The sequence below is a fragment of the Bacillus alkalicellulosilyticus genome (assembly GCF_002019795.1).
Classification (GTDB): domain Bacteria; phylum Bacillota; class Bacilli; order Bacillales; family Bacillaceae_F; genus Bacillus_AO; species Bacillus_AO alkalicellulosilyticum.
This window is the reverse complement of record NZ_KV917381.1, coordinates 310,422-330,746: the sequence shown is the minus strand read 5'-3', so window position 1 is coordinate 330,746 and position 20,325 is coordinate 310,422. Positions and strand designations below refer to the sequence as shown.

The 20,325-nt window shown below is 37.6% G+C and carries 16 protein-coding genes; 1 reads left to right on the top strand and 15 read right to left on the bottom strand.

Annotated features, from left to right (window positions below; all coding sequences use genetic code 11):
- Nucleotides 1-76: 76 nt before the first annotated feature.
- Entirely contained in the window at nucleotides 77-1,603 is a 1,527-nt protein-coding gene (locus tag BK585_RS01680; protein WP_078551407.1) for a glycoside hydrolase family 43 protein, read from the bottom strand.
- Between the two features lie 544 nt (nucleotides 1,604-2,147).
- Between BK585_RS01680 and katG the strand changes: the two genes are divergently transcribed.
- Nucleotides 2,148-4,358: a catalase/peroxidase HPI gene (katG, locus tag BK585_RS01675; protein WP_078551406.1), complete on the top strand. Its 2,211-nt coding sequence runs from the start codon at nucleotides 2,148-2,150 to the stop codon at nucleotides 4,356-4,358.
- 175 nt (nucleotides 4,359-4,533) lie between these two features.
- Here katG and BK585_RS01670 read toward each other — a convergent pair whose 3' ends face one another.
- The 14 genes from BK585_RS01670 to pflB form a co-directional block, all read right to left on the bottom strand.
- The gene (locus BK585_RS01670; RefSeq protein ID WP_078551405.1) at nucleotides 4,534-5,106 is read right to left on the bottom strand and encodes a GNAT family N-acetyltransferase; all 573 of its coding nucleotides are present in this window, start codon (nucleotides 5,104-5,106) and stop codon (nucleotides 4,534-4,536) included.
- A 22-nt stretch (nucleotides 5,107-5,128) separates the two neighbouring features.
- Nucleotides 5,129-6,001, bottom strand: a complete 873-nt coding sequence (locus BK585_RS01665; protein ID WP_078551404.1) for an AraC family transcriptional regulator — start codon at nucleotides 5,999-6,001, stop codon at nucleotides 5,129-5,131.
- Nucleotides 6,002-6,195: 194 nt separating this feature from the next.
- On the bottom strand, nucleotides 6,196-6,513 hold the full coding sequence (locus BK585_RS01660) for an antibiotic biosynthesis monooxygenase (RefSeq protein WP_078551403.1): 318 nt from the start codon (nucleotides 6,511-6,513) through the stop codon (nucleotides 6,196-6,198).
- Nucleotides 6,514-6,610: 97 nt separating this feature from the next.
- Nucleotides 6,611-7,600 (bottom strand): siderophore ABC transporter substrate-binding protein, encoded by a 990-nt coding sequence (locus BK585_RS01655; RefSeq protein WP_078551402.1) that lies wholly within the window; start codon nucleotides 7,598-7,600, stop codon nucleotides 6,611-6,613.
- 111 nt (nucleotides 7,601-7,711) lie between these two features.
- Nucleotides 7,712-8,467 (bottom strand): iron ABC transporter ATP-binding protein, encoded by a 756-nt coding sequence (locus BK585_RS01650; RefSeq protein ID WP_078551401.1) that lies wholly within the window; start codon nucleotides 8,465-8,467, stop codon nucleotides 7,712-7,714.
- On the bottom strand, nucleotides 8,461-9,420 hold the full coding sequence (locus BK585_RS01645; RefSeq protein WP_078551400.1) for an iron chelate uptake ABC transporter family permease subunit: 960 nt from the start codon (nucleotides 9,418-9,420) through the stop codon (nucleotides 8,461-8,463). Before BK585_RS01645 ends, BK585_RS01650 begins: the two co-directional genes overlap by 7 nt.
- A complete protein-coding gene (locus tag BK585_RS01640) occupies nucleotides 9,413-10,363 on the bottom strand; it encodes an ABC transporter permease (RefSeq protein ID WP_078551399.1) in 951 nt (316 codons plus the stop codon). Before BK585_RS01640 ends, BK585_RS01645 begins: the two co-directional genes overlap by 8 nt.
- Before the next feature lie 295 nt (nucleotides 10,364-10,658).
- Nucleotides 10,659-11,099 (bottom strand): MarR family winged helix-turn-helix transcriptional regulator, encoded by a 441-nt coding sequence (locus tag BK585_RS01635; protein ID WP_078551398.1) that lies wholly within the window; start codon nucleotides 11,097-11,099, stop codon nucleotides 10,659-10,661.
- Between the two features lie 54 nt (nucleotides 11,100-11,153).
- Nucleotides 11,154-14,219 (bottom strand): EAL domain-containing protein, encoded by a 3,066-nt coding sequence (locus BK585_RS01630; protein WP_078551397.1) that lies wholly within the window; start codon nucleotides 14,217-14,219, stop codon nucleotides 11,154-11,156.
- Nucleotides 14,220-14,478: 259 nt separating this feature from the next.
- Nucleotides 14,479-14,949 (bottom strand): inner membrane protein YiaA, encoded by a 471-nt coding sequence (yiaA, locus tag BK585_RS01625; RefSeq protein ID WP_245805894.1) that lies wholly within the window; start codon nucleotides 14,947-14,949, stop codon nucleotides 14,479-14,481.
- 157 nt (nucleotides 14,950-15,106) lie between these two features.
- Nucleotides 15,107-15,484, bottom strand: a complete 378-nt coding sequence (locus BK585_RS01620; protein ID WP_078551395.1) for a DUF1761 domain-containing protein — start codon at nucleotides 15,482-15,484, stop codon at nucleotides 15,107-15,109.
- 30 nt (nucleotides 15,485-15,514) lie between these two features.
- Nucleotides 15,515-16,891 carry a 23S rRNA (uracil(1939)-C(5))-methyltransferase RlmD gene (gene rlmD, locus BK585_RS01615; RefSeq protein WP_078551394.1) on the bottom strand — a complete coding sequence of 459 codons (1,377 nt, stop codon included), beginning with the start codon at nucleotides 16,889-16,891 and terminating at the stop codon, nucleotides 15,515-15,517.
- Between the two features lie 287 nt (nucleotides 16,892-17,178).
- The gene (pflA, locus tag BK585_RS01605) at nucleotides 17,179-17,934 is read right to left on the bottom strand and encodes a pyruvate formate-lyase-activating protein (protein WP_419095491.1); all 756 of its coding nucleotides are present in this window, start codon (nucleotides 17,932-17,934) and stop codon (nucleotides 17,179-17,181) included.
- A 76-nt stretch (nucleotides 17,935-18,010) separates the two neighbouring features.
- Nucleotides 18,011-20,239 (bottom strand): formate C-acetyltransferase, encoded by a 2,229-nt coding sequence (gene pflB, locus BK585_RS01600; protein ID WP_078551392.1) that lies wholly within the window; start codon nucleotides 20,237-20,239, stop codon nucleotides 18,011-18,013.
- Between the last annotated feature and the right edge of the window lie 86 nt (nucleotides 20,240-20,325).

Genomic DNA, 20,325 nt, shown 5'->3' with positions numbered 1-20,325 from the left:
TAAGATGTACCAAAAGTTAAGACACTGAAGAGATAGGATTCTACCTTTACAGTGTCATTTTAACCATAAGTGTAATTTAATTTACTCTAAAATAATCAAAATCTACACATCCACCAGTACTTGAAGTAGCATAAGTAAATAAAGCAAATCGATAACCCATAAAATGGTCTAACTTATAACTCATTTGCAGGACATTTCCAATACGAATCCAGTTTGTTTCATCTACACTATAAAAGAAATATGCTTTATCGGTTTTCTGTTTAAAGTCAAAATCAATTTTTAGATACAATGTATCCTGAGAAAGCGGAACATGTTCTATTTCCTCTTCTTTTCCTGAACTGGCATTGACCATCACTATCATTTTCTTACCCTGCTTCATTTGTACACCCACATAGCCATAATCTTTTTGAAAGGCCGCAAAACCAGCAACATCTCCATCTTTCATATTTGTGATGTCTAGCGCGACCATTCCAGAACACTCTGGACCAAACGTTCTTTGAGTTAGGATATTTCTTGCTTCCTCTAAGTTAGAACTTATTTTGCCATTTCTTATTCTGACATACCCTGGACGTTCACTTAATGACCAATTCATATTGTCTGGATTATGATTCCATTGCCATACTCCATCAAGAGATATCAAATTATTGAACTCATCAGACTTCACAATGTGATTGTTCAATTTCTTATGACTAATAGGAGCCAGTGCCCTCTCTGGAATAGAACCGTTTTCACCAAATACTGGCCATCCGTCTTCCCACGTAACTGCGAGCACGCAAGGAATACGTCCAACGGAACCACTATCACGAAACAACATCGAGTACCAGTTCCCATCCACTGTATCTACAATTCCACCTTGAGCTGTACCACTTTGGTCTTTCAACACAACTCTTCCTTCGTAATCACCATCAATTTTTTTTGAACGATGAACAAGCTGAGTGCGCTGTGCATTCTTTGGCCAGGTTATTGTGAATATATAATAGTAGCCATTTATTTTATGAATGTGTGCTCCTTCAGCTGGTAGACCAACATCTTCTTTTTTACTTGCCACTAAACTAGCTTCTGGAATTATCGTCTTGTTTAATCCACCTTCTTTAATGGCAGTAGCATCAGCTGTCAATTCAATCACTTTTATATCTCGACTGTCATACACCATAAATACTCGACCATCATCATCAAACAGCAATGACATATCATGATAATAACGGTCGAAAACAAAACGTTTCCATGGACCCTTTTCAATATTTTCAGTCTGAAAGATATATGTTTTGCCTGTAGATAAAGACCCTACAGCTACATAAAAGGTTCCTTTATGATAACGCAAGCTGCTAGCCCATGAACCTTTTCCATATTCGTTCTTTCCATTGCTTAGAGTTTGTTCGTCATTCTCAGCCAAAATATCATATACATAATTTACAATTTCCCAATGTATAAGATCATATGACTTCATAATAGGTAGACCTGGGTTCATATGCATCGTCGTACTGGACATATAATATGTATCTCCGACCCGAATGACAGATGGGTCAGGAATGTCTGTCCAGAGTATCGGGTTTTCAAAAAATTGTTGAACATTATCTACCGTTTTTATTGGGCGTTTATTCATGTTATTGCACCTCTTCCGACTACATTAGTATCACGATTTATCATACGCTCTAAAAAAATGAATCCTATTCTTCTAAATTCTACACTAAGTCAATATATTAGGTAACATGTCTAACAAAATATGTTTTAAATAAAGGAAAAAGGGGAATATGAAACTATCGTTAGGGCTCGTACACTCTTTACCAGAAGTAATTAATTGATAAAACACTATCGAAAAAGCAAATTAATTGAGAATGTAACTATGATAGATTCTTCTTCGACCTTCCTTGTTCTTCTACATAAACACCTCTTAGATAACGTTAATCTTATACATAACAGCTTTACGTAAGTATTCGCTTTACCTTAGAATTAGCAGTTCTTTTTTAGTTTTATATTGTTGGTAAATTTTTTTTCGATTTCCTAAGTTATTATACTTGTCAATTCAAGCAATAGATTAGTATAATGATTACATTAGAATAATTATTAGTAAATTATAAGTCTTTTATAATTTTTAAGATAATTATTCTCATCTCACTATACTCTGAAGTATGAAAGGGGAAAGAAATATGGATAATCAAAATGCAAGCTCTGGAAAGTGCCCATTTAATCACGGAGCTACGACAAGTCCCAAATCAAGCGGTACAACAAACAAGGACTGGTGGCCAAATCAATTAAACTTGAATATTCTACATCAGCATGACAAAAAGTCTAATCCAATGGGAGAAGATTTTGATTATGCTGAAGAATTTAAAAAACTAGATTACGATGCTCTAAAACAAGACCTTCACAATTTAATGACAGACAGCCAAGATTGGTGGCCTGCAGATTATGGTCATTATGGTCCGTTCTTTATTCGTATGGCTTGGCACGCCGCAGGTACATATCGTACAGGTGATGGTCGCGGAGGTGGTGGAACTGGAAATCAACGTTTTGCTCCACTAAATAGCTGGGCTGACAATGGAAACTTAGATAAAGCCCGTCGATTACTTTGGCCAATTAAGCAAAAATATGGAAACAAAATTTCATGGGCTGATTTGCTCCTTTTAACAGGGAATGTAGCAATTGAATCCATGGGAGGAAAGACTTTTGGTTTTGGTGGCGGACGTGCTGACATTTGGCATCCAGAAGAAGATATTTACTGGGGTTCTGAAACGGAAATGCTTGGTGATAACCGTTACACAGGCGATCGTGAACTTGAGAATCCACTAGCTGCCGTTCAAATGGGTCTTATTTATGTTAACCCAGAAGGACCAAACGGAAACCCTGACCCACTTGCAAGCGCTCGTGACATTCGCGAAACATTTGCACGTATGGGAATGAACGATGAAGAAACAGTTGCTTTAACTGCCGGTGGCCATACATTTGGTAAAGCACATGGTGCAGGAGATGCTGCTCATGTTGGTCCAGAGCCAGAAGCTGCTCCTATTGAAGCACAAGGTTTTGGTTGGCTAAGTTCTCACGGCAGTGGTAAAGGTCGAGATACGATTACGAGTGGGATTGAAGGTGCTTGGACGGCTAACCCAACTCAGTGGGATAACGGATACTTTGATTTATTATTTGGATATGAGTGGGAACTTACCAAGAGTCCTGCAGGCGCACATCAGTGGGCTCCGGTAGATGTTGCTGACGAGCATCTTGCTCCTGATGCAGAAGATTCTTCCGTTCGTGTTAAAACAATGATGACAACAGCCGATATGGCAATGCGTATGGACCCAGCTTATGAAAAGATTTCTCGTCGCTTCCATGAAAATCCTGAAGAATTTGCAGATGCCTTTGCTCGTGCATGGTTCAAATTACTTCACCGTGACATGGGACCTAAAGTAAGATATCTAGGACCAGAAGTTCCGGATGAGGATTTAATCTGGCAAGACCCAGTACCCGCTGTTGATTATGACCTAACAGAGTCAGAAGTAACAGAGCTTAAAGAAAAAATCCTTAACTCTGGACTTTCAGTTAGTGAGCTAGTAACTACAGCTTGGGCTTCAGCTAGTACATTCCGTGGTTCAGATAACCGCGGTGGCGCAAATGGTGGTCGTATCCGTCTTGCTCCACAAAAAGATTGGGAAGTAAACCAACCAGAACAACTTGAAAAAGTCCTTACTGTCCTTGAAGACCTTCAAAACGGTCTTGATAAAAAAGTAAGCATTGCTGATTTAATCGTTCTTGGCGGAAGTGCTGCCGTTGAAAAAGCTGCTCAAGAGGCAGGCTTTGATGTAACTGTTCCTTTTGCTCCAGGACGCGGTGATGCCACTCAAGAACAAACGGATGTTGAAAACTTCTCATTCCTAGAGCCCATAGCTGACGGGTTCCGTAACTATCAGAAGAAGCAGTACAGCGTAAGTTCTGCAGAGCTTTTAGTAGACAAAGCTCAATTACTTGGCCTAACTGCCCCTGAAATGACGGCACTTATTGGTGGAATGCGTGTACTAGGTACAAACCATGGTGGCACACAACACGGTGTATTCACTGACCGTATAGGAACACTCTCTAACGACTTCTTTGTGAACTTACTTGATATGAAAGTAGCGTGGAAGTCTGTTGGAGGAGACGTTTATCAAGGACTTAATCGTAACACAGGAGAAGTTGTACGAACAGCAACTACGGTTGACCTAGTGTTTGGTTCTAACTCTGTTTTACGTGCGATTGCAGAAGTATATGCACAAGACGATAACAAAGGTAAATTTGTAAGTGACTTTATCTCTGCTTGGGTTAAGGTTATGAATGCAGACCGATTCGATCTTAAACTAGAGCAACAAGCTCAAGTAGCAAGTAAATAATTATAGAGGGCACTGAAAAAGTTAGGTTTTTAACTTTTTTCAGTGCCCTCTTTGCAATGAGCGAAACCGCCACCATCTTTTAAAGCAAGTTGTGAGTCTTTTTTCACAACTTGCTTTGTGGCGAGTGAAGCCATTGAGAATGTTTTAGTCAGTTTTGACGTCGGGGTTTTCTTTTTTATTCTATTGTATACTCTTCTCTGAGAAGGCCGTACACTTCCAAGTCGACTACTCCTTTTCCAGTCCACACAGAAGCTTGGCGTAATAATCCCTCTTTTGTTAATCCATTGTTGAGAAGTACTTTCTTTGAGGCTGTATTTTCTGGCATCACCTCTGCTTGAATACGATTAACACTAATTTTTTCAAAAAGAAAAGTAATCAGCAGGCTTACAGCTTCCGTTGCGATTCCCTTCTTCCAGTATTCTTCAGCCAAATAGTAACCTATCGTAACCATATTCACCTTTTGATTAAAATCCATTGCTTCAATAATTCCAACGAGTTTATTATTATGTGCTTTAGAATATATTCCCCACTTGATTCTACTTTTCTTCTTATAATCTCTTTCAAAATGCCCTATCATTTTTTCAACTGTTTTGAGATTATGCTTTGGCAAAATACCACAGTATGTAAATACGTTCTCATTATTATAAATCGCAAATAACTCTTGCAAGTCTTCTACTTCTATTCTTTTCAATTGCACAAATGGAGATTCTAGCATTGGGAAATCACCAAAAACTATATCTGTATTCATCTATTTGACCTCTCTCTATCCATTATTTAATAGGTATTAAAATTTTCGTTACCATGTTGTGAGGATATTCCGATTTGCATACATCCGTGATTTCAAAATCCGGACCTTCCCTTCTTTCATAATTAGAATTTGGTAGCCATGCTCCATAAATATATCTCCATGTGTTTTGTGTGACTTCTACTGAACTATTTACCTTAAACTGAGCATACTTCCCCTCTGGTATTTCTTTATTAACTAAAACCGAACCTCTCTCATCTATTGGTTGTCTAACAGATTCACCAACCACAAAAGAGAACTGGCCATCGTCTAGATAATCACAGCTTATACCATATGAAAAGGCTGGTGCTAGTCGCTCAGGTATTTTCTTATAGTATTCATTTCTACCAAAATCTTCATAAAACCTTGGAATCTCATCAAAATATTTTTCATCATTCAGATTTGTTTTATATGTGTAACCGACTATATTCTTTTTGCCTAGCTGAATAATCTCAGGCTTCTCCACAAATAAATCGCCGTGTATGTGATTCTTGTAATTCATAAAGTTCATTTTTTTAAGGTACTGTATATTGCACTTGTCTAGCTTACGATAACTTGAAGGTGTTATACCAAAACATCCATGAAACGCTCTTGTAAATGCTTCTTGTGAACCGTATTGTGAAATCACTGCTATTTCCAAAATAGTTTTATCAGTTTTTTTGAGTAAAACAGCAGCTTCCGACATCCTTCTTTTTCTAATATATGCCTGTACAGAAAAGCCAGAAATCGCTTGAAAGAGACGTTGAAAATGGAATGGAGAAAAGAAAGCTTTTGATGCAATATCTGTAATCCCTATTTCCTTGTCGAGATTTTGTTCAATATAATCAACCGCACGCTGAACTCTATTAAAATAATCCAACTCCTTTTCCCCCTATCAAATACCTTTCCCATTTATTGTACAATCTTTTAAAATGTTTTTCTTGATAATTTGTGCTTTTCTGAGATTATTAATGCGCAAAGAAGGTGACTCCTGATAATACAGAAATCACCTTCTTAAAACCTTAATATAGTATTTCACTTTTCCCATTTTAGTTACCCTATCTTCCTTTTTTCTCACTTGGGTTTCTTAACTGTATTCACCTCATACATGCTCACATTAGTTTCTAGAATATATTCAGGCTTTTCTTTTCCTCTATTGTTCTTATGCCCTTGAATATGAGCATCACTTTTCTCCCAATTCTTCCAAGCCACAAGCGACTCCCATCTTATCATAACCATAACCTCTTCATAGTCCTGCTTTTTTCGGTTAACCATAATTGTTCGGTCAATGAGACCTTCCATTGTATCAATCGGACTATCCCCTGAAAAATTCTGGACAACTTGGTCACCAAACCCCTTTTGTACAGTAATAGTTCTTGTTTGAATTAACATTTGTCATTCCTCCATCCTTATATGAGAAGATAAATTCTAAAATAGTATAAAGAGCCGTCCCAATAAAAAGTTACTTTTCTTTGGGACAGCTGCAGTTTTATTGAATGGCTTCTTCCATTGCTTTTATCATTTCAGAAACAGAGACTAGGCCGCTACCAGAGATATACCAATAGCTAGGGTCTAAGTAATAGATGTTTCCATTTTGATACGCTTTTGTATTTTGAACTAATTCATTTTCAATTGTTTGTTGTGCAGCTGGTTCACCAGTCACAACTAAATCACGGTCAATTACAAATAAATAATCAGGGTCTTTTTCAACAACATATTCAAAGGATACATTCATTCCATGTCTTGAAACTTCAATGTTCTCATCAACAGGAGTAATTCCAAATTCCTCATGGATAATACCAAATCGTGAACCAGTACCATAAGCATTTATATTTCCTTCGTTTGCAAGAACTACTAAAGCTGTTTTGTCCACAGATACTTTCTCATTTAGTGAAGCAATCGCTTCGTCAATCGCTACTAATTCAGCTGCCATCGCTTCTTCTTGGTCAAAAATCTGACCTAAAATCATCATATTGTTTTTAAACGATTCCACATAATTGTTATAGTCAATCGACAGGTAGAGTGTTGGTGCAAGCTTGCTTAATTCTTCGTATTGTTCTTGTTGTCTACCAGAAATCACAATTAAATCTGGGTTGATTTCAGCCATTTTTTCAAAATCAAGTTCAAACAAAGACCCTACATTTTCATAGCTATCTTCATTATATTTTGCCAAATACTCAGGAATATTTGCTTGTGGAACACCTGTTACTTCTACTCCCATTTTATCTAGTGTTTCTAATGTACTCATATCAAAAACAATAACTTTTTTAGGGTTCACAGGAACTGTGATTTCACCAAATTCATGTGTTACTTTAATTTCTGTTGGTTTTTCAGTTGCTTCTTCTGTTACTTCTTCTGTTGGTGCTTCTGGCTCAGCTGGTTCATTTGATTCATTTCCCCTTGTTTGTTGTCCTCCGCAAGCGGCTAGTACAAGAGCGAAAACAAGAGCAAGTAGTAATAAATGTAAATTCTTATTCATTGACCATTCTCCTTACAAGTTTTTGTTATAGTAATGCTACTTTGCATGTTTGGGAGAGAAATGGTTGATCAGGCCACTTCATAAAACAAACAAAATAACGAGTTACCAAGGTTAAAAATAAACACAAATACGATTTTGATTAATGTTCTCGATGTGAATATCCATATCGTATATTTCCTTTAACACTTCTGCATTTATAATTTCAGGTGTTGTTCCTTTTTTAATGATTTTTCCATCCTTTAACGCTACGATATGGTCCGAGTAACAGGAGGCAAAGTTAATATCATGAATAACGATGACTACCGTTTTCCCAAGTTCATCTACTAATCTTCGAAGGACTTGCATGATTTGTACAGAATGTTTCATATCTAAATTGTTGAGTGGTTCATCTAACAGGACATACTCAGTGTCTTGAGCAATAACCATTGCGATAAATGCTCTTTGGCGTTGCCCTCCGCTAAGTTGGTCTAGAAATTTATGTTGCATATCCTCAAGCTCCATATATTCAATCGCTTGATTAACATAAACCCAATCTTCTTTTGTCAATTTTCCTTTTGAATAAGGAAATCTACCAAACGCAACCAAGTCTTTTACTGTTAAACGGATATTCAAATGGTTCGATTGCTTAAGAATTGAAATTTTTTTCGCCAAATCCTCACCCTTACATTCACTTAGCTCTTTATCATCAATGCTAATGAGACCACAGTCTTTTGCGATGAGGCGACTAATCATAGAGATTAGCGTACTTTTCCCTGCTCCATTTGGTCCGATAAAAGATGTAATTGCTCCTTTTTCAATTTCAACAGAAACATCTTCTACGACGTTTTTCGTTCCGTATTTCTTTGAAACTCCTTGTACAACTACCATGATTTATTCCCCCTAATAAGTAAGAAGATAAAGTACACGCCACCAATAAAGTTAATAATTACACTGATTGGCACTGAAAAAGAAAATAATCTTTCTATAATAAACTGACCACTGACTAAAGCTACTACACTAACTAAAATTGCTCCTGTAATGGTGTAGCTATGCTTATGGGTTTTCAAAAACTCATAGGTTACATTCGCAACAAGTAAGCCTAAAAATAATATAGGACCAACTAAAGCGGTTGATATCGAAACTAGTATTGCAACAACAACTAGAAGTCTCTTAACAACGTGGTCGTAGTCTACACCTAAATTTACAGCTGCATCCTTGCCAAGTGAGAGTACATCTAGATACTTCATATATTTCCAAAAGTAAATCGTGACAAGAACAAATAAGATAATTGATATTCCTAAAATGTCTGTATTTACGTTGTTAAAGCTTGCAAACATTCTATCTTGAACAATCAAAAATTCATTTGGGTCAATCAACACTTGCATGAACGTAGAAATACTCGTGAAAAATGTTCCAAGCACAATTCCAACTAGTAGCAAGAAATAAATGTTTTGTCCGCCTTCTCGCTTAAATAACACGTAATAAAACAATCCAGCAAATCCAATCATGATGACAACGGATAAAAGAAAGTTAAATTCTTTGTTTACAACAAAAAAGCTAACAGAACCAAACACAAAGATTAAGAACGTTTGAATTAACAAATACAATGAATCAAAACCGATAATACTTGGCGTTAATATTCGGTTATTCGTAATTGTTTGAAAAACAACTGTTGAAAACGCAATCGCTGCACCAGTGACGATAATGGCTAAAACCTTAGTCCCTCGCCTTGGCAATATGTACTCTAAATTACTGTTCGCGTTCAAATTATAAAAGACAAATAACAATGCGAACACAACCGCTACTAAAGCTAGAATGATTATTTTTAATTTATTACTCATAGGCTTTTCTCCTCATTAATAAGTAAAGGAAAATCGCACTTCCGATAACCCCAACTGTTGTACCAATTGGAATCTCATACGGATAAATCACAAGACGTCCTAATATATCGCAAATGAGCACAAACACCGCTCCTAGTAACGCCGTATGAGGCAAATTTTTTTTTAAGTTGTCTCCGTTGTATATACTAACGATGTTCGGAATAATCAACCCTAAAAACGGAATCATACCGACTGTCAATAAAACGACAGAAGCGACTGCGGCAACAAGGATTAGCCCAACATTTACGACCCGTTTATAATTAAGTCCAAGATTAACTGAAAACTCCTCACCCATACCTGCAACAGTAAAACGGTTGGCATAGAGATAGGCAATCATCATCAGAGGGATACTTATGTATAAAAGCTCGTAACGCCCTTTAATAATTAGTGAAAAATTCCCTTGAAGCCAAGATGACATATTTTGAATGAGGTCATTTTGGTAAGCAAAAAAGGTTGTGACAGAACCTATAATACTCCCAAACATTAAACCTACTAACGGAATAAAAATGACATCTTTGTGCTTTATCTTTTCGAGAATTTTCATAAATAGTAACGTTCCCGCTAAAGCAAATACAAACGCTACTAGCATTTTTACAAACGGACTAGCAGTCGCAAATAGCATCAGAGACACTAAAACTCCCAATCTTGCAGAATCCAACGTACCAGCTGTTGTAGGAGACACAAATTTATTCCTTGTCAGCTGCTGCATAATCAGTCCACAAACACTCATCCCAACTCCCGCTAGAATAATACTTACTAACCGAGGGAAGCGACTTACCCATAAGATTTGAGCTTGTTCTTCGGTTAAGGAAAAAATGTCTAAGGGACTAATCCCTGATACCCCGATAAACATTGAAGTGATGGATAATAGAATGAGGGCAACATATAAATAAATAAGTTTCAACTCTATCCCAACTCTCTGTGCTGTGTACTAGTCGCAATCTCTCTCAATCAAAAAAATTGACACCCTTATCTAATTGAGAATGATTATCTTTAGCACTTTTTACATTATATTACTTAATGATAATGATTGTCAATTGCAATTAAAAAATTAATTTGTCCCAACAAGTATTTTTTATTGTGAGACCCTTCTCAATTACTCACTTTATCATTTAGAATCAAATAATATACTAGTTGCAACAAGTAATATTACAAAAAAGCACCTAAATTCACAAAAATGTGATTTAGGTGCTTTTATTTCAGCTTAGATTTTCACTCACTTTTTTTAATACCTGCATACAGGTTTTCATATCATCAGGGTCTATTCCTTCTGATATTTGTTGAATGGTTTTAATGGCTTGTTCAATCAAACCGATTTGCATCTTTTTTCCCTTAGCTGTCAAGTAGATTAAATTCGTTCTTTTATCGACAGGGTGTTGGACTCTTTTTACTAATTCACTTTTTTCAAGACTGTTGATAAGTCTTGAGGTGCTTGCTTGATCTCTGCCAGTTAGAGTTGCAAGGTCACTTTGAGTTAAACCATCTTCAACCCATAATCGAATCATAATCGAATATTGTTCGTGGGTGACTGGATAATCCTTTTCTTTAAAATTCAGGTTCAATCGGTTGTTCACTAATCTACCAGCATTAGATATTTGGTATCCAATTGAATTAGATAAAATATACTTATTATAGTCCATAAGCGCCCTCAATCCTAAAAAATGTTCCCTTTATTATACATGAAATAGGCTGTACTATTGTTTGATTGTCTGCATTTTTAGAACTTCCTCAGCAAGGTCTGATGGAAGAGGCTTATTTAATAAGTAACCTTGCATATAATCACATTTTTCGTTAGATAATATTTTTCGCTGTTCCTCTGTTTCTACCCCTTCAGCAGTGACCGTTAATTCTAAGGAATGAGCCATAGCGATTATTGCTTTAACAATAGCAGCATCATCTCTATCCATATCCATGTCTCTTATAAAGGAGCTGTCAATTTTTACAATGTTGATAGGTAATTGCCTTAGCATTGCCAATGAAGAATAACCTGTCCCGAAATCATCAATTGCAATTTTAATTCCTACCTTATCGAGTTCGCTCAGCATGCTATTACTATTTTCCATATTTTTTATGGCCGCACTCTCTGTTATTTCAAGACATAAATATTGAGGCGGCAATGCAGTTTCTTCAAGAATCTGTTTTACACATTCGACGAAATCCTTCTCCTGTAACTGCCTTGCTGAAATATTTACAGAAATAAGCACAGGAAGATGCCCTTGGTCCAACCAATATTTCGTTTGTTTACACGCTTCTTTTAAAATCCAATACCCTATAGGAATAATTAGCCCTGTCTCCTCGGCAAGCGGTATTAATTCAGCTGGCGAAATCATTCCACGGTCTGGAGACATCCACCTAACTAAAGCTTCCATACCATATATTCTCTTATCACTTACATGGTATTGGGGTTGGTAATGTAGTATGAACTCATCACGTTCTAATGCTTTACGAAGCAGATTCTCCATCGTAAACCGCTCCAACGTACGTGAATTAATATCTGGAGAGTATATTTCCCATTGATTTTTCCCATTTTCTTTCGCCCTGTACATTGCCATATCTGCACAACGAAGAAGTTCATCAATATTTAGACCGTTGTCTGGGTAGACACTTAGCCCAATACTAGCCGTTGTAAAAACTTCTTGATTTTGAATAAAAAATGGTTCTAAAAATTTTTGGACAATACTATTTCCAAGTAACTGTAATTCATCTACATCGTAAATATCAGTTACCAGTATAACGAATTCATCTCCACCTAATCTCGATACCGTTATTTTTTCTCTACTAACATTAGATATAAAGGTTGAAGAAACGACTGTACTTTCTAATAGACGCGCAACCTGTTGGATCAGGACGTCTCCCGCTTGATGACCAAGCGTATCATTAATTACCTTAAATCTATCTAAGTCAATTAAGAAAATACCAAGTTTACTATTGTTATTTTTTGCTTGTTCAATTTGAACTCTCATTCGCTCATGTAACAACTGTCGGTTTGGAAGCCCTGTTAGTCCATCATGAAACGCCAAGTATTTTATTTGTTCTTCTGCACGTTTTTTCTCAGAGATATTAGTTACGGTACCAATTATTCGTACTGAGGAACCTGATTTATTGGAAATGGAATCCCCCGTTATATAAACCCATAATTTTTTGCCATTCCTACCACAAATTCGACATTCCGTTTTCAACACCGTACTTTGGTCGTTGTTCGCTCTAAAAGCCTCCTTCACTCGTTCTGCATCTTTTGGATGAATGAGCTTTAGAAAAGAGTTAGAATCTGTTGGTAGTTCTTCCCCAATAGCATTAAAAATATCAAGGCTTCGAACGTTCCATTGGATATTATCCGTATTCGAATCCCAATCCCATATTCCATCATTTGTAGTCCTAGATACTATCTCAAGTTGCTCTGCAATTGATTCAATTTTTTCAAATAACTCATCTCGTTCCAGGGATGCAGCAGAAACAGTAAAACTAACTTGGGTAATATCGGCTGCAGAAATAAAGATAAGATCATCTATTGGAGCAACAATAGCGATAAATCCCCAATCTCCTCGCTCATTTCTTATAGATTGAACACGGACAAAGTCATTATCTCTTAGTTTAGGAATCCACTCCATTGGAGGGAATTGCTCTATCGGAATATGCATTCCAAGAGGCGGAATCTTATCAGTATCTTCACTAAATGCTTGCGAAACTACCAAAGTCTTTTTTTGGTCCGCTTCATTCTTATCCCATAGCGCCAAAACTCCCCAACGACCTTTTTGGCCAAACATATTTGAAAAATCAAAGCTTTTCTCCCTTGTTGCAGAAGCCCAACTGTAAACGAAGTCATCATAACGTTTTAAAATATTATCTAGATTTAAGTTCGATTCAATTAATTGTTTTTGTACATCAACTGGCTGTGTTGACATTTGAATATGACACCCACAAGATTCACGTGTTATTAACTCGGTTTGTATCTTAATAACGGGTTCATCAAATACGCTACCATTAATTAATTGACGTAGTACATCAAAGCTACTACGTGCCAAATCATCAAAGGGTTGGCGTATTGTCGTTAATGAAGGTGTTGAGCTTGAAGCAACATCTAAGTCGTCAAACCCAATTACTGCAATATTATCAGGTACTTTATATCCAGCTTCTTGCAACTTCTCCATTACAGCGAGTGCGTTTAAATCCGTAGACGCGAAAACGGCTGTAAAATCCATCTCGCTTGCCAGCATAGCTTCAGCTGCATGATACCCACCCTTTCGTAGAGCATCGCTAGCATGAAACACCAGACTCTCGTCATAAGGGATATCACACTCCGCAAGCGCTTTCAAATATCCTTCAAAGCGTTCAATCAAATCCAAATGCTCTTCTTTATTTCCGACAAACGCAATCTTTCTATGGCCGTGGTCCCGTATTAAGTGAAGGATTGCTTCCTTCGTTGCTTCGCAATTATCTATAATCACTGAATGACATTTAATAGAATTCTCTGTATACCCAATAGTAACTACCGGTTTGCCTGTCGATTCAATCTTTTCGAGTAATTCAGGAGCAATCGGTAAGACAGATTGTGGATTCGTCATCAGCAACCAGCCATCTGTTTCCATAGTGCTAACTGGATAATTAAATGGAACTGGATTTTTCCCACTTGCTCTCGCCTGAATTGTTATTATAGTAGAATTATGACTGTTTGCTTCTTGCAATAATTCAAAGAAAATCCGCCCGTAATAATCACCATCTAAATAGGGAGTTAGTAAACTAACACGTTTGTTTATGCTCATATTCTTTAACCCCTCAAATGTTCTTAATATAATAAACTAATTAGTATCTTCGACAATTTCTCTTATTACTCTTTAGTATATACTAAGACTCTTTGAATTAAAATAATTCAATTTTGTTTTTCCTGAATCTTTGTACCTATATATGAGACTTAATGCCCATTTATAACGGTCGTGTGGTGCCTGGCACCACCCGAAATTTGTCACTTCCTGAAAAAGAAAGAGCACCACAAATTTATGCAGTGCTCATATAGTTCTTGTTCTATAAATCTATCTCTCGGGCTCGTTGTGTATCGCGTATGTTTTTCTGAACGGTTATGGCTGCGAATAAACTTAGAACAAATGCCATACCATAAAACCCTTTTTCACTTAAGATAATACTTCCGGCATTATATAACCCTATCGCCATTAATGAAATGGCAACAATTAAGGCAAACCAACTAATCCCATAATAAATACCCGTGACCGGGATCCCTTCATCTCTATCCCTTACCGCCTTCTGTAAAGATACGGATGCATATAAACCAAAAATTAAGATTGCAAAATAATATCCTTTTTCATTCAACTCCATGGAAGCATTGAACAAACCAATAAGATAAGCCCCAACTCCTAACGTCAGTGCAGCCCAAGACGCTCCCTTAAACGCTGCTGTTGGCTCTCCTTCTTTTCTTTCAATTTTAACTCTAGGCTTTTCAACTTTTACCTTTGGCTCTTCGACTTGCTCATGTACCACTTCATTATTTTCTGACACACAATTCCCCCCTAGTTTTGGATTCAAACGATATAACATTTTCAGGATAAAATTGTTATATTATTACATATTATGATCTTTAGTTCATAAACATTAAAGGATTTTTTTCGGGTGGTGCCACAAGCAGCACCCGATTTATCTATATAAAAAACATCATTACGGCACCAATAATCGTTAATGCAATTAAATGATATCCGACAGCAATGAAATAAATAGATAATGAATTTTTACTATTTATTCCTAATCCAAATATAAAGTCCTTTGCATAGGCAAGAGCTACTATCAGTCCAACTCCCCCACCAACTAATGCTCCTTCGAGCAACGTCTCTGCTTGCGACAGCCTAAGCACACCGTACAATGCCGTCGAAGTTAGTACTGTAACTAAAGTGAGCAACCCATAATTAGGTTGTTCCGGCTTAATATTTAGCAAGTCTACCCACCGATTACCTAGAATAGAATAATAAATCATTCCACTTATCATATATAATACAACTCCACTTACAATCGCTAAAACCATAATACACCTACCTTTCCTTTATTATCTTTTTTAGTTTCGTACCAGCCAAACGACTGTCTCGACATGAGATGTATGAGGAAACATGTCTACCGGTTGTACCTCTTGTGTCTTAAATCCTCCGTCTTCAAGCATTCGCAAGTCTCTTGCTAACGTTGCAGGGTTACAAGACACATACACGACTCTCTTGGGCTTCATTGCTATAATGGTTTTCAACAGTGCCTCGTCACAGCCTTTTCGTGGTGGATCGACTACAATCACATCTGCTCGAATTCCTTGAGCGTGCCACCACGGAATAACTTTTTCGGCTTCTCCAACGGCAAATGTTGCATTGGTGATATGATTGAGCTTAGCATTTCTCTTGGCATCATCAATTGCTTCAGGTACAATTTCTACCCCGTATACATGTTTTGCCTTTTGAGCAAGAAATAGCGAAATGGTACCGATTCCACAATAGGCATCTATGACTTGTTCGCTTCCTGATAAATTCGCGTATTCAAGCGCTTTATCATAAAGGACTTTTGTTTGTTTTGGATTTACTTGATAAAACGAACGAGCAGAAATCGCAAATTTCACATCACCAATCGAATCATATATGTATTCTTCTCCCCAAAGAACTTTTGTTTTCTCACCAAAAATTACGTTGGTCCGTTTTGAATTGATGTTTTGTACGATTGATTTCACTTTAGGAAGCTGTGCTTGGATTTGCTCTACAATTCGTTGTTTATTCGGTAACTCTTCTGTTCTTGTGACTAGAACAACCATCACTTCTCCTGTCATGAGCCCGTATCGTGCCACCACGTGCCTCAATGTGCCTCGATGGCTCTTTTCATCATAACCACGTAACCCGTTCTCTTGTGCTATTTTTTTGACTGCTTGTACGACATCATCGTTGGCTTGCTGTTGGATTAGACATTCTTCCATATCAATAATTTCGTGGCTTCTTTCCTGATAAAATCCTGCAACAAGTCCCCCTTCACGGTCAGCAACAGGAACTTGCGCTTTGTTTCGATAGCGCCAAGGATCAGACATCCCCATTGTAGGGTGCACCGTAACATCAGTTACCTTTCCTATTCGTTCAAGCACATCCTTCACTTGCTTTTGTTTTACTTTTAATTGACTTTCATAACTCATATGCTGAAGCTGGCAACCTCCACATTGATGATAGATTGGACATGGCGGTTCCACTCGGTCTGCACTCATTTCTAAATGCTCGAGGAGTCGGCCGAATCCATACCCTTTGTTTGCTTTAACAACTTTAATTTTCACTCGCTCCCCAGGTATCGCTTTTGGGATAAACAAGGCATAACCATTCACTTTCGCGACTCCAGCACCTTCATGAGTCATATCTTCTATAGTAACTTCTACTATTTCATTTTTTTGAACTGGTGTTTTAGGCTGTTTGCTCATTTACTTCTTCCTTCTCTTGGACATGTTTGCTTATGATCTTAGCATATTATTGTGGAAAAAGAAAAAGCAGCACTAGCAAACGGTCGTCTAGCATTTTTCCAAGTACAGTTACGGCGTTCATGGTTCCTCTTTCGGCCTTCCACACCCTTTGCTCGGACTCTTCGCACCACCTCCGCTCCTCTTTTGGCCTTCCAGACACTCTGCTCGGACTCTTCTCACGGCCTCCCTTTCTTTTTTGGCCTTCCAGACCTTGCATAAATCTACATCCAAAGAAAAAAGACAAACGATTACTCGTTTGCCTTTACAGTGAGAGCTCCATTTAAGATTTGTGTCGCTTCCTCTACCGCTTCTTCCGTTGGTGGCTCTACGTCTTTTAGTTGATAATTAAGTCCGAGACTCTCCCATTTGTACATCCCTAATTTGTGATATGGAAGAACTTCAATTTTCTCAACATTTGTAAGAGTGCCAATAAAATTAGCAAGGTTTTGCAAGTCATGTTTATCATCTGAAATGCCTGGAACTAACACGTGACGGATCCAAACCGGCTGACCCTTTTCTGATAAATAAGCAGCCATTTCAAGAATATGTTTGTTGGATACCATCGTTAACGCCTTATGTTTATCATCGTCGATATGCTTTACATCTAAAAGAATGAGGTCCGTATATTCAAGCAATTCGTTAAACGGTACAAGAAATTTTTCGCTAGTTGAAAAACAGCCGCCTGAGCTATCAATTGTCGTATGAATCCCTAATTTCTTACATTCTTTAAAAAGCTCTAGTAAGAAATCTAAGTGTAATAGCGGTTCTCCTCCACTTACCGTAACTCCTCCATTAGAAGCTTTCATAAAAGGAAGGTAGTCTTTAATATCTTCTATAATCTCTTTGACTTGTACTGCCTTCCCTGCTCCTATCTCCCATGTATCTGGATTGTGACAATATTGGCATCGCAACAGGCACCCTTGTGTAAAAATCACATAGCGTAACCCTGGACCATCTACTGTTCCGCATGATTCAATTGAATGAATTTGTGTTTTTATTTTCATCGTTACCCATCCTTTGTTTGTAAAGCATTATTCTTAGATGTTAGTTCGGCGACCCACGAATGAGTCGCCGGTATTATTAAAGAGAGTCGTGGAATGTTCGATTGATTACATCAATTTGCTGTTCTCTAGTCAACTTAATGAAGTTAACGGCATATCCTGAAACTCGAATCGTAAGCTGTGGATATTCTTCAGGACGCTCCATTGCATCTAATAACGTTTCACGGTTAAAGACATTAATATTCAGGTGGTGTCCCTTTTTCTCCGCATACCCATCTAAAATACCAGCTAAGTTGGCGATTCTCGTATCTTCTTCTTTCCCTAGTGCTTTTGGAACAATAGAGAATGTGTTTGAAATTCCATCCATAGCGTATTCGTACGGAAGCTTAGACACTGAGCTAAGTGATGCTAGGGCACCTTTTTTATCACGACCGTGTAATGGATTTGCCCCTGGCGCAAATGGCTCGCCAGCTCGACGTCCGTCCGGCGTGTTTCCTGTTTTCTTACCATACACAACGTTTGAAGTAATGGTTAAGATAGACATTGTTGTCACAGAGTTACGATATGTTTTATGCTTTTTCAACTTGTTCATAAATGTTTTCACAAGTTCAACTGCAATGTCATCAACACGATTATCGTTGTTTCCGTAAGCCGGATATTCTCCTTCGATTTCAAAATCAACAGCTAATCCATTTTCATCACGAATCGTTTTCACTTTTGCATGTTTGATGGCACTTAAAGAGTCGGCCACAACAGATAGACCCGCAATTCCTGTTGCCATCGTACGAAGGACTTCACGGTCATGAAGTGCCATTTCAATTCTCTCATAACTGTATTTATCATGCATGTAGTGGATTACGTTTAGTGTGTTAATGTAAAGACCCGCTAACCACTCCATTACGTTATCAAACTTTTCCATCACTTCATCATACTCAAGGTATTCTGCAGTAATAGGAGCAAATGCTGGTCCAACTTGAACCTTTTGTTTTTCGTCGACTCCACCATTAATCGCATAAAGAAGGGCTTTTGCTAAATTCGCACGTGCACCAAAGAATTGCATTTGCTTTCCAATCGCCATTGCAGATACACAACACGCAATGCCGTAGTCATCGCCATATTCTTTACGCATAATGTCATCATTTTCATATTGAATTGAACTCGTTTTAATAGACATATATGCACAATATTTCTTGAACTCATCTGGTAACTGAGTTGACCAAAGTACTGTTAAGTTCGGTTCTGGAGATGGTCCTAAATTATCTAATGTATGCAAGAATCGGAATGAGTTTTTCGTAACAAGCGGTTGACCATCTAAGCCAATTCCTCCGATTGATTCTGTAACCCATGTAGGATCTCCACTAAATAATTCATTATAGTCAGGCGTTCTAGCAAACTTCACTAGACGAAGCTTCATCACAAAATGGTCGACTAACTCTTGCGCTTCTTGCTCTGTAAGAACCCCTTCTTGTAAATCTCTTTCAATGTAAATATCTAAGAAGGTAGAGACACGACCAAGGCTCATTGCAGCTCCGTTTTGCTCTTTAATCGCCGCTAAGTAACCGAAGTATAGCCACTGGAACGCTTCTTTCGCATTTTGAGCAGGTCCTGAAATGTCAAAGCCGTAAGAACTTGCTAGTTGTTTTAATTCTTTAAGTGCTTTTATTTGTTCTGATGTTTCCTCGCGCTCACGCATGACTTCTTCAGACATAACACCATTGCCAATAAGGTTGTAGTCTTTTTGTTTTTCGGCAATCAAGAAGTCGACCCCATAAAGAGCTACACGACGGTAGTCACCAATGATTCTTCCACGACCATATGCATCAGGAAGACCCGTGATAATACCAGCGCGTCTTGCTGCCTTCATTTCTGGAGTATAAGCATCAAAAACGCCTTCATTGTGTGTTTTACGATATTTTGTAAAAATTTCTTCTACTTCTGGATCAAGCTCATAGCCATATGACTCACATGCTGCTTTTGCCATTCGAATTCCACCAAAAGGTTGCAATGAACGCTTGAATGGTTTATCCGTTTGAACTCCGACGATTTGCTCTATTTCCTTATTAAGGTAACCAGGAGCATGAGAAGTTATTGTAGATACAACCTTCGTGTCCATGTCCCACATGCCACCCTTTTGTCGCTCTTCTGTTGTAAGCCCCATGACTTGTTTCCACAATGCATTTGTATTTTCTGTTGGTCCTTCTAAAAAATCACTTGAACCATTGAACAGTGTATAGTTTAGATTAATAAAATCCCTAACATCGACTGTGCTTTTCCAATTTCCTTCTTTAAAACCTTCCCATGCTTTCATTTCGATTACCTCCTATATAGAAGCTAAAATTAATTGTTTTTTATCTACGTATAACGTAACACGGAGACAAATAAACAAGTGTGATC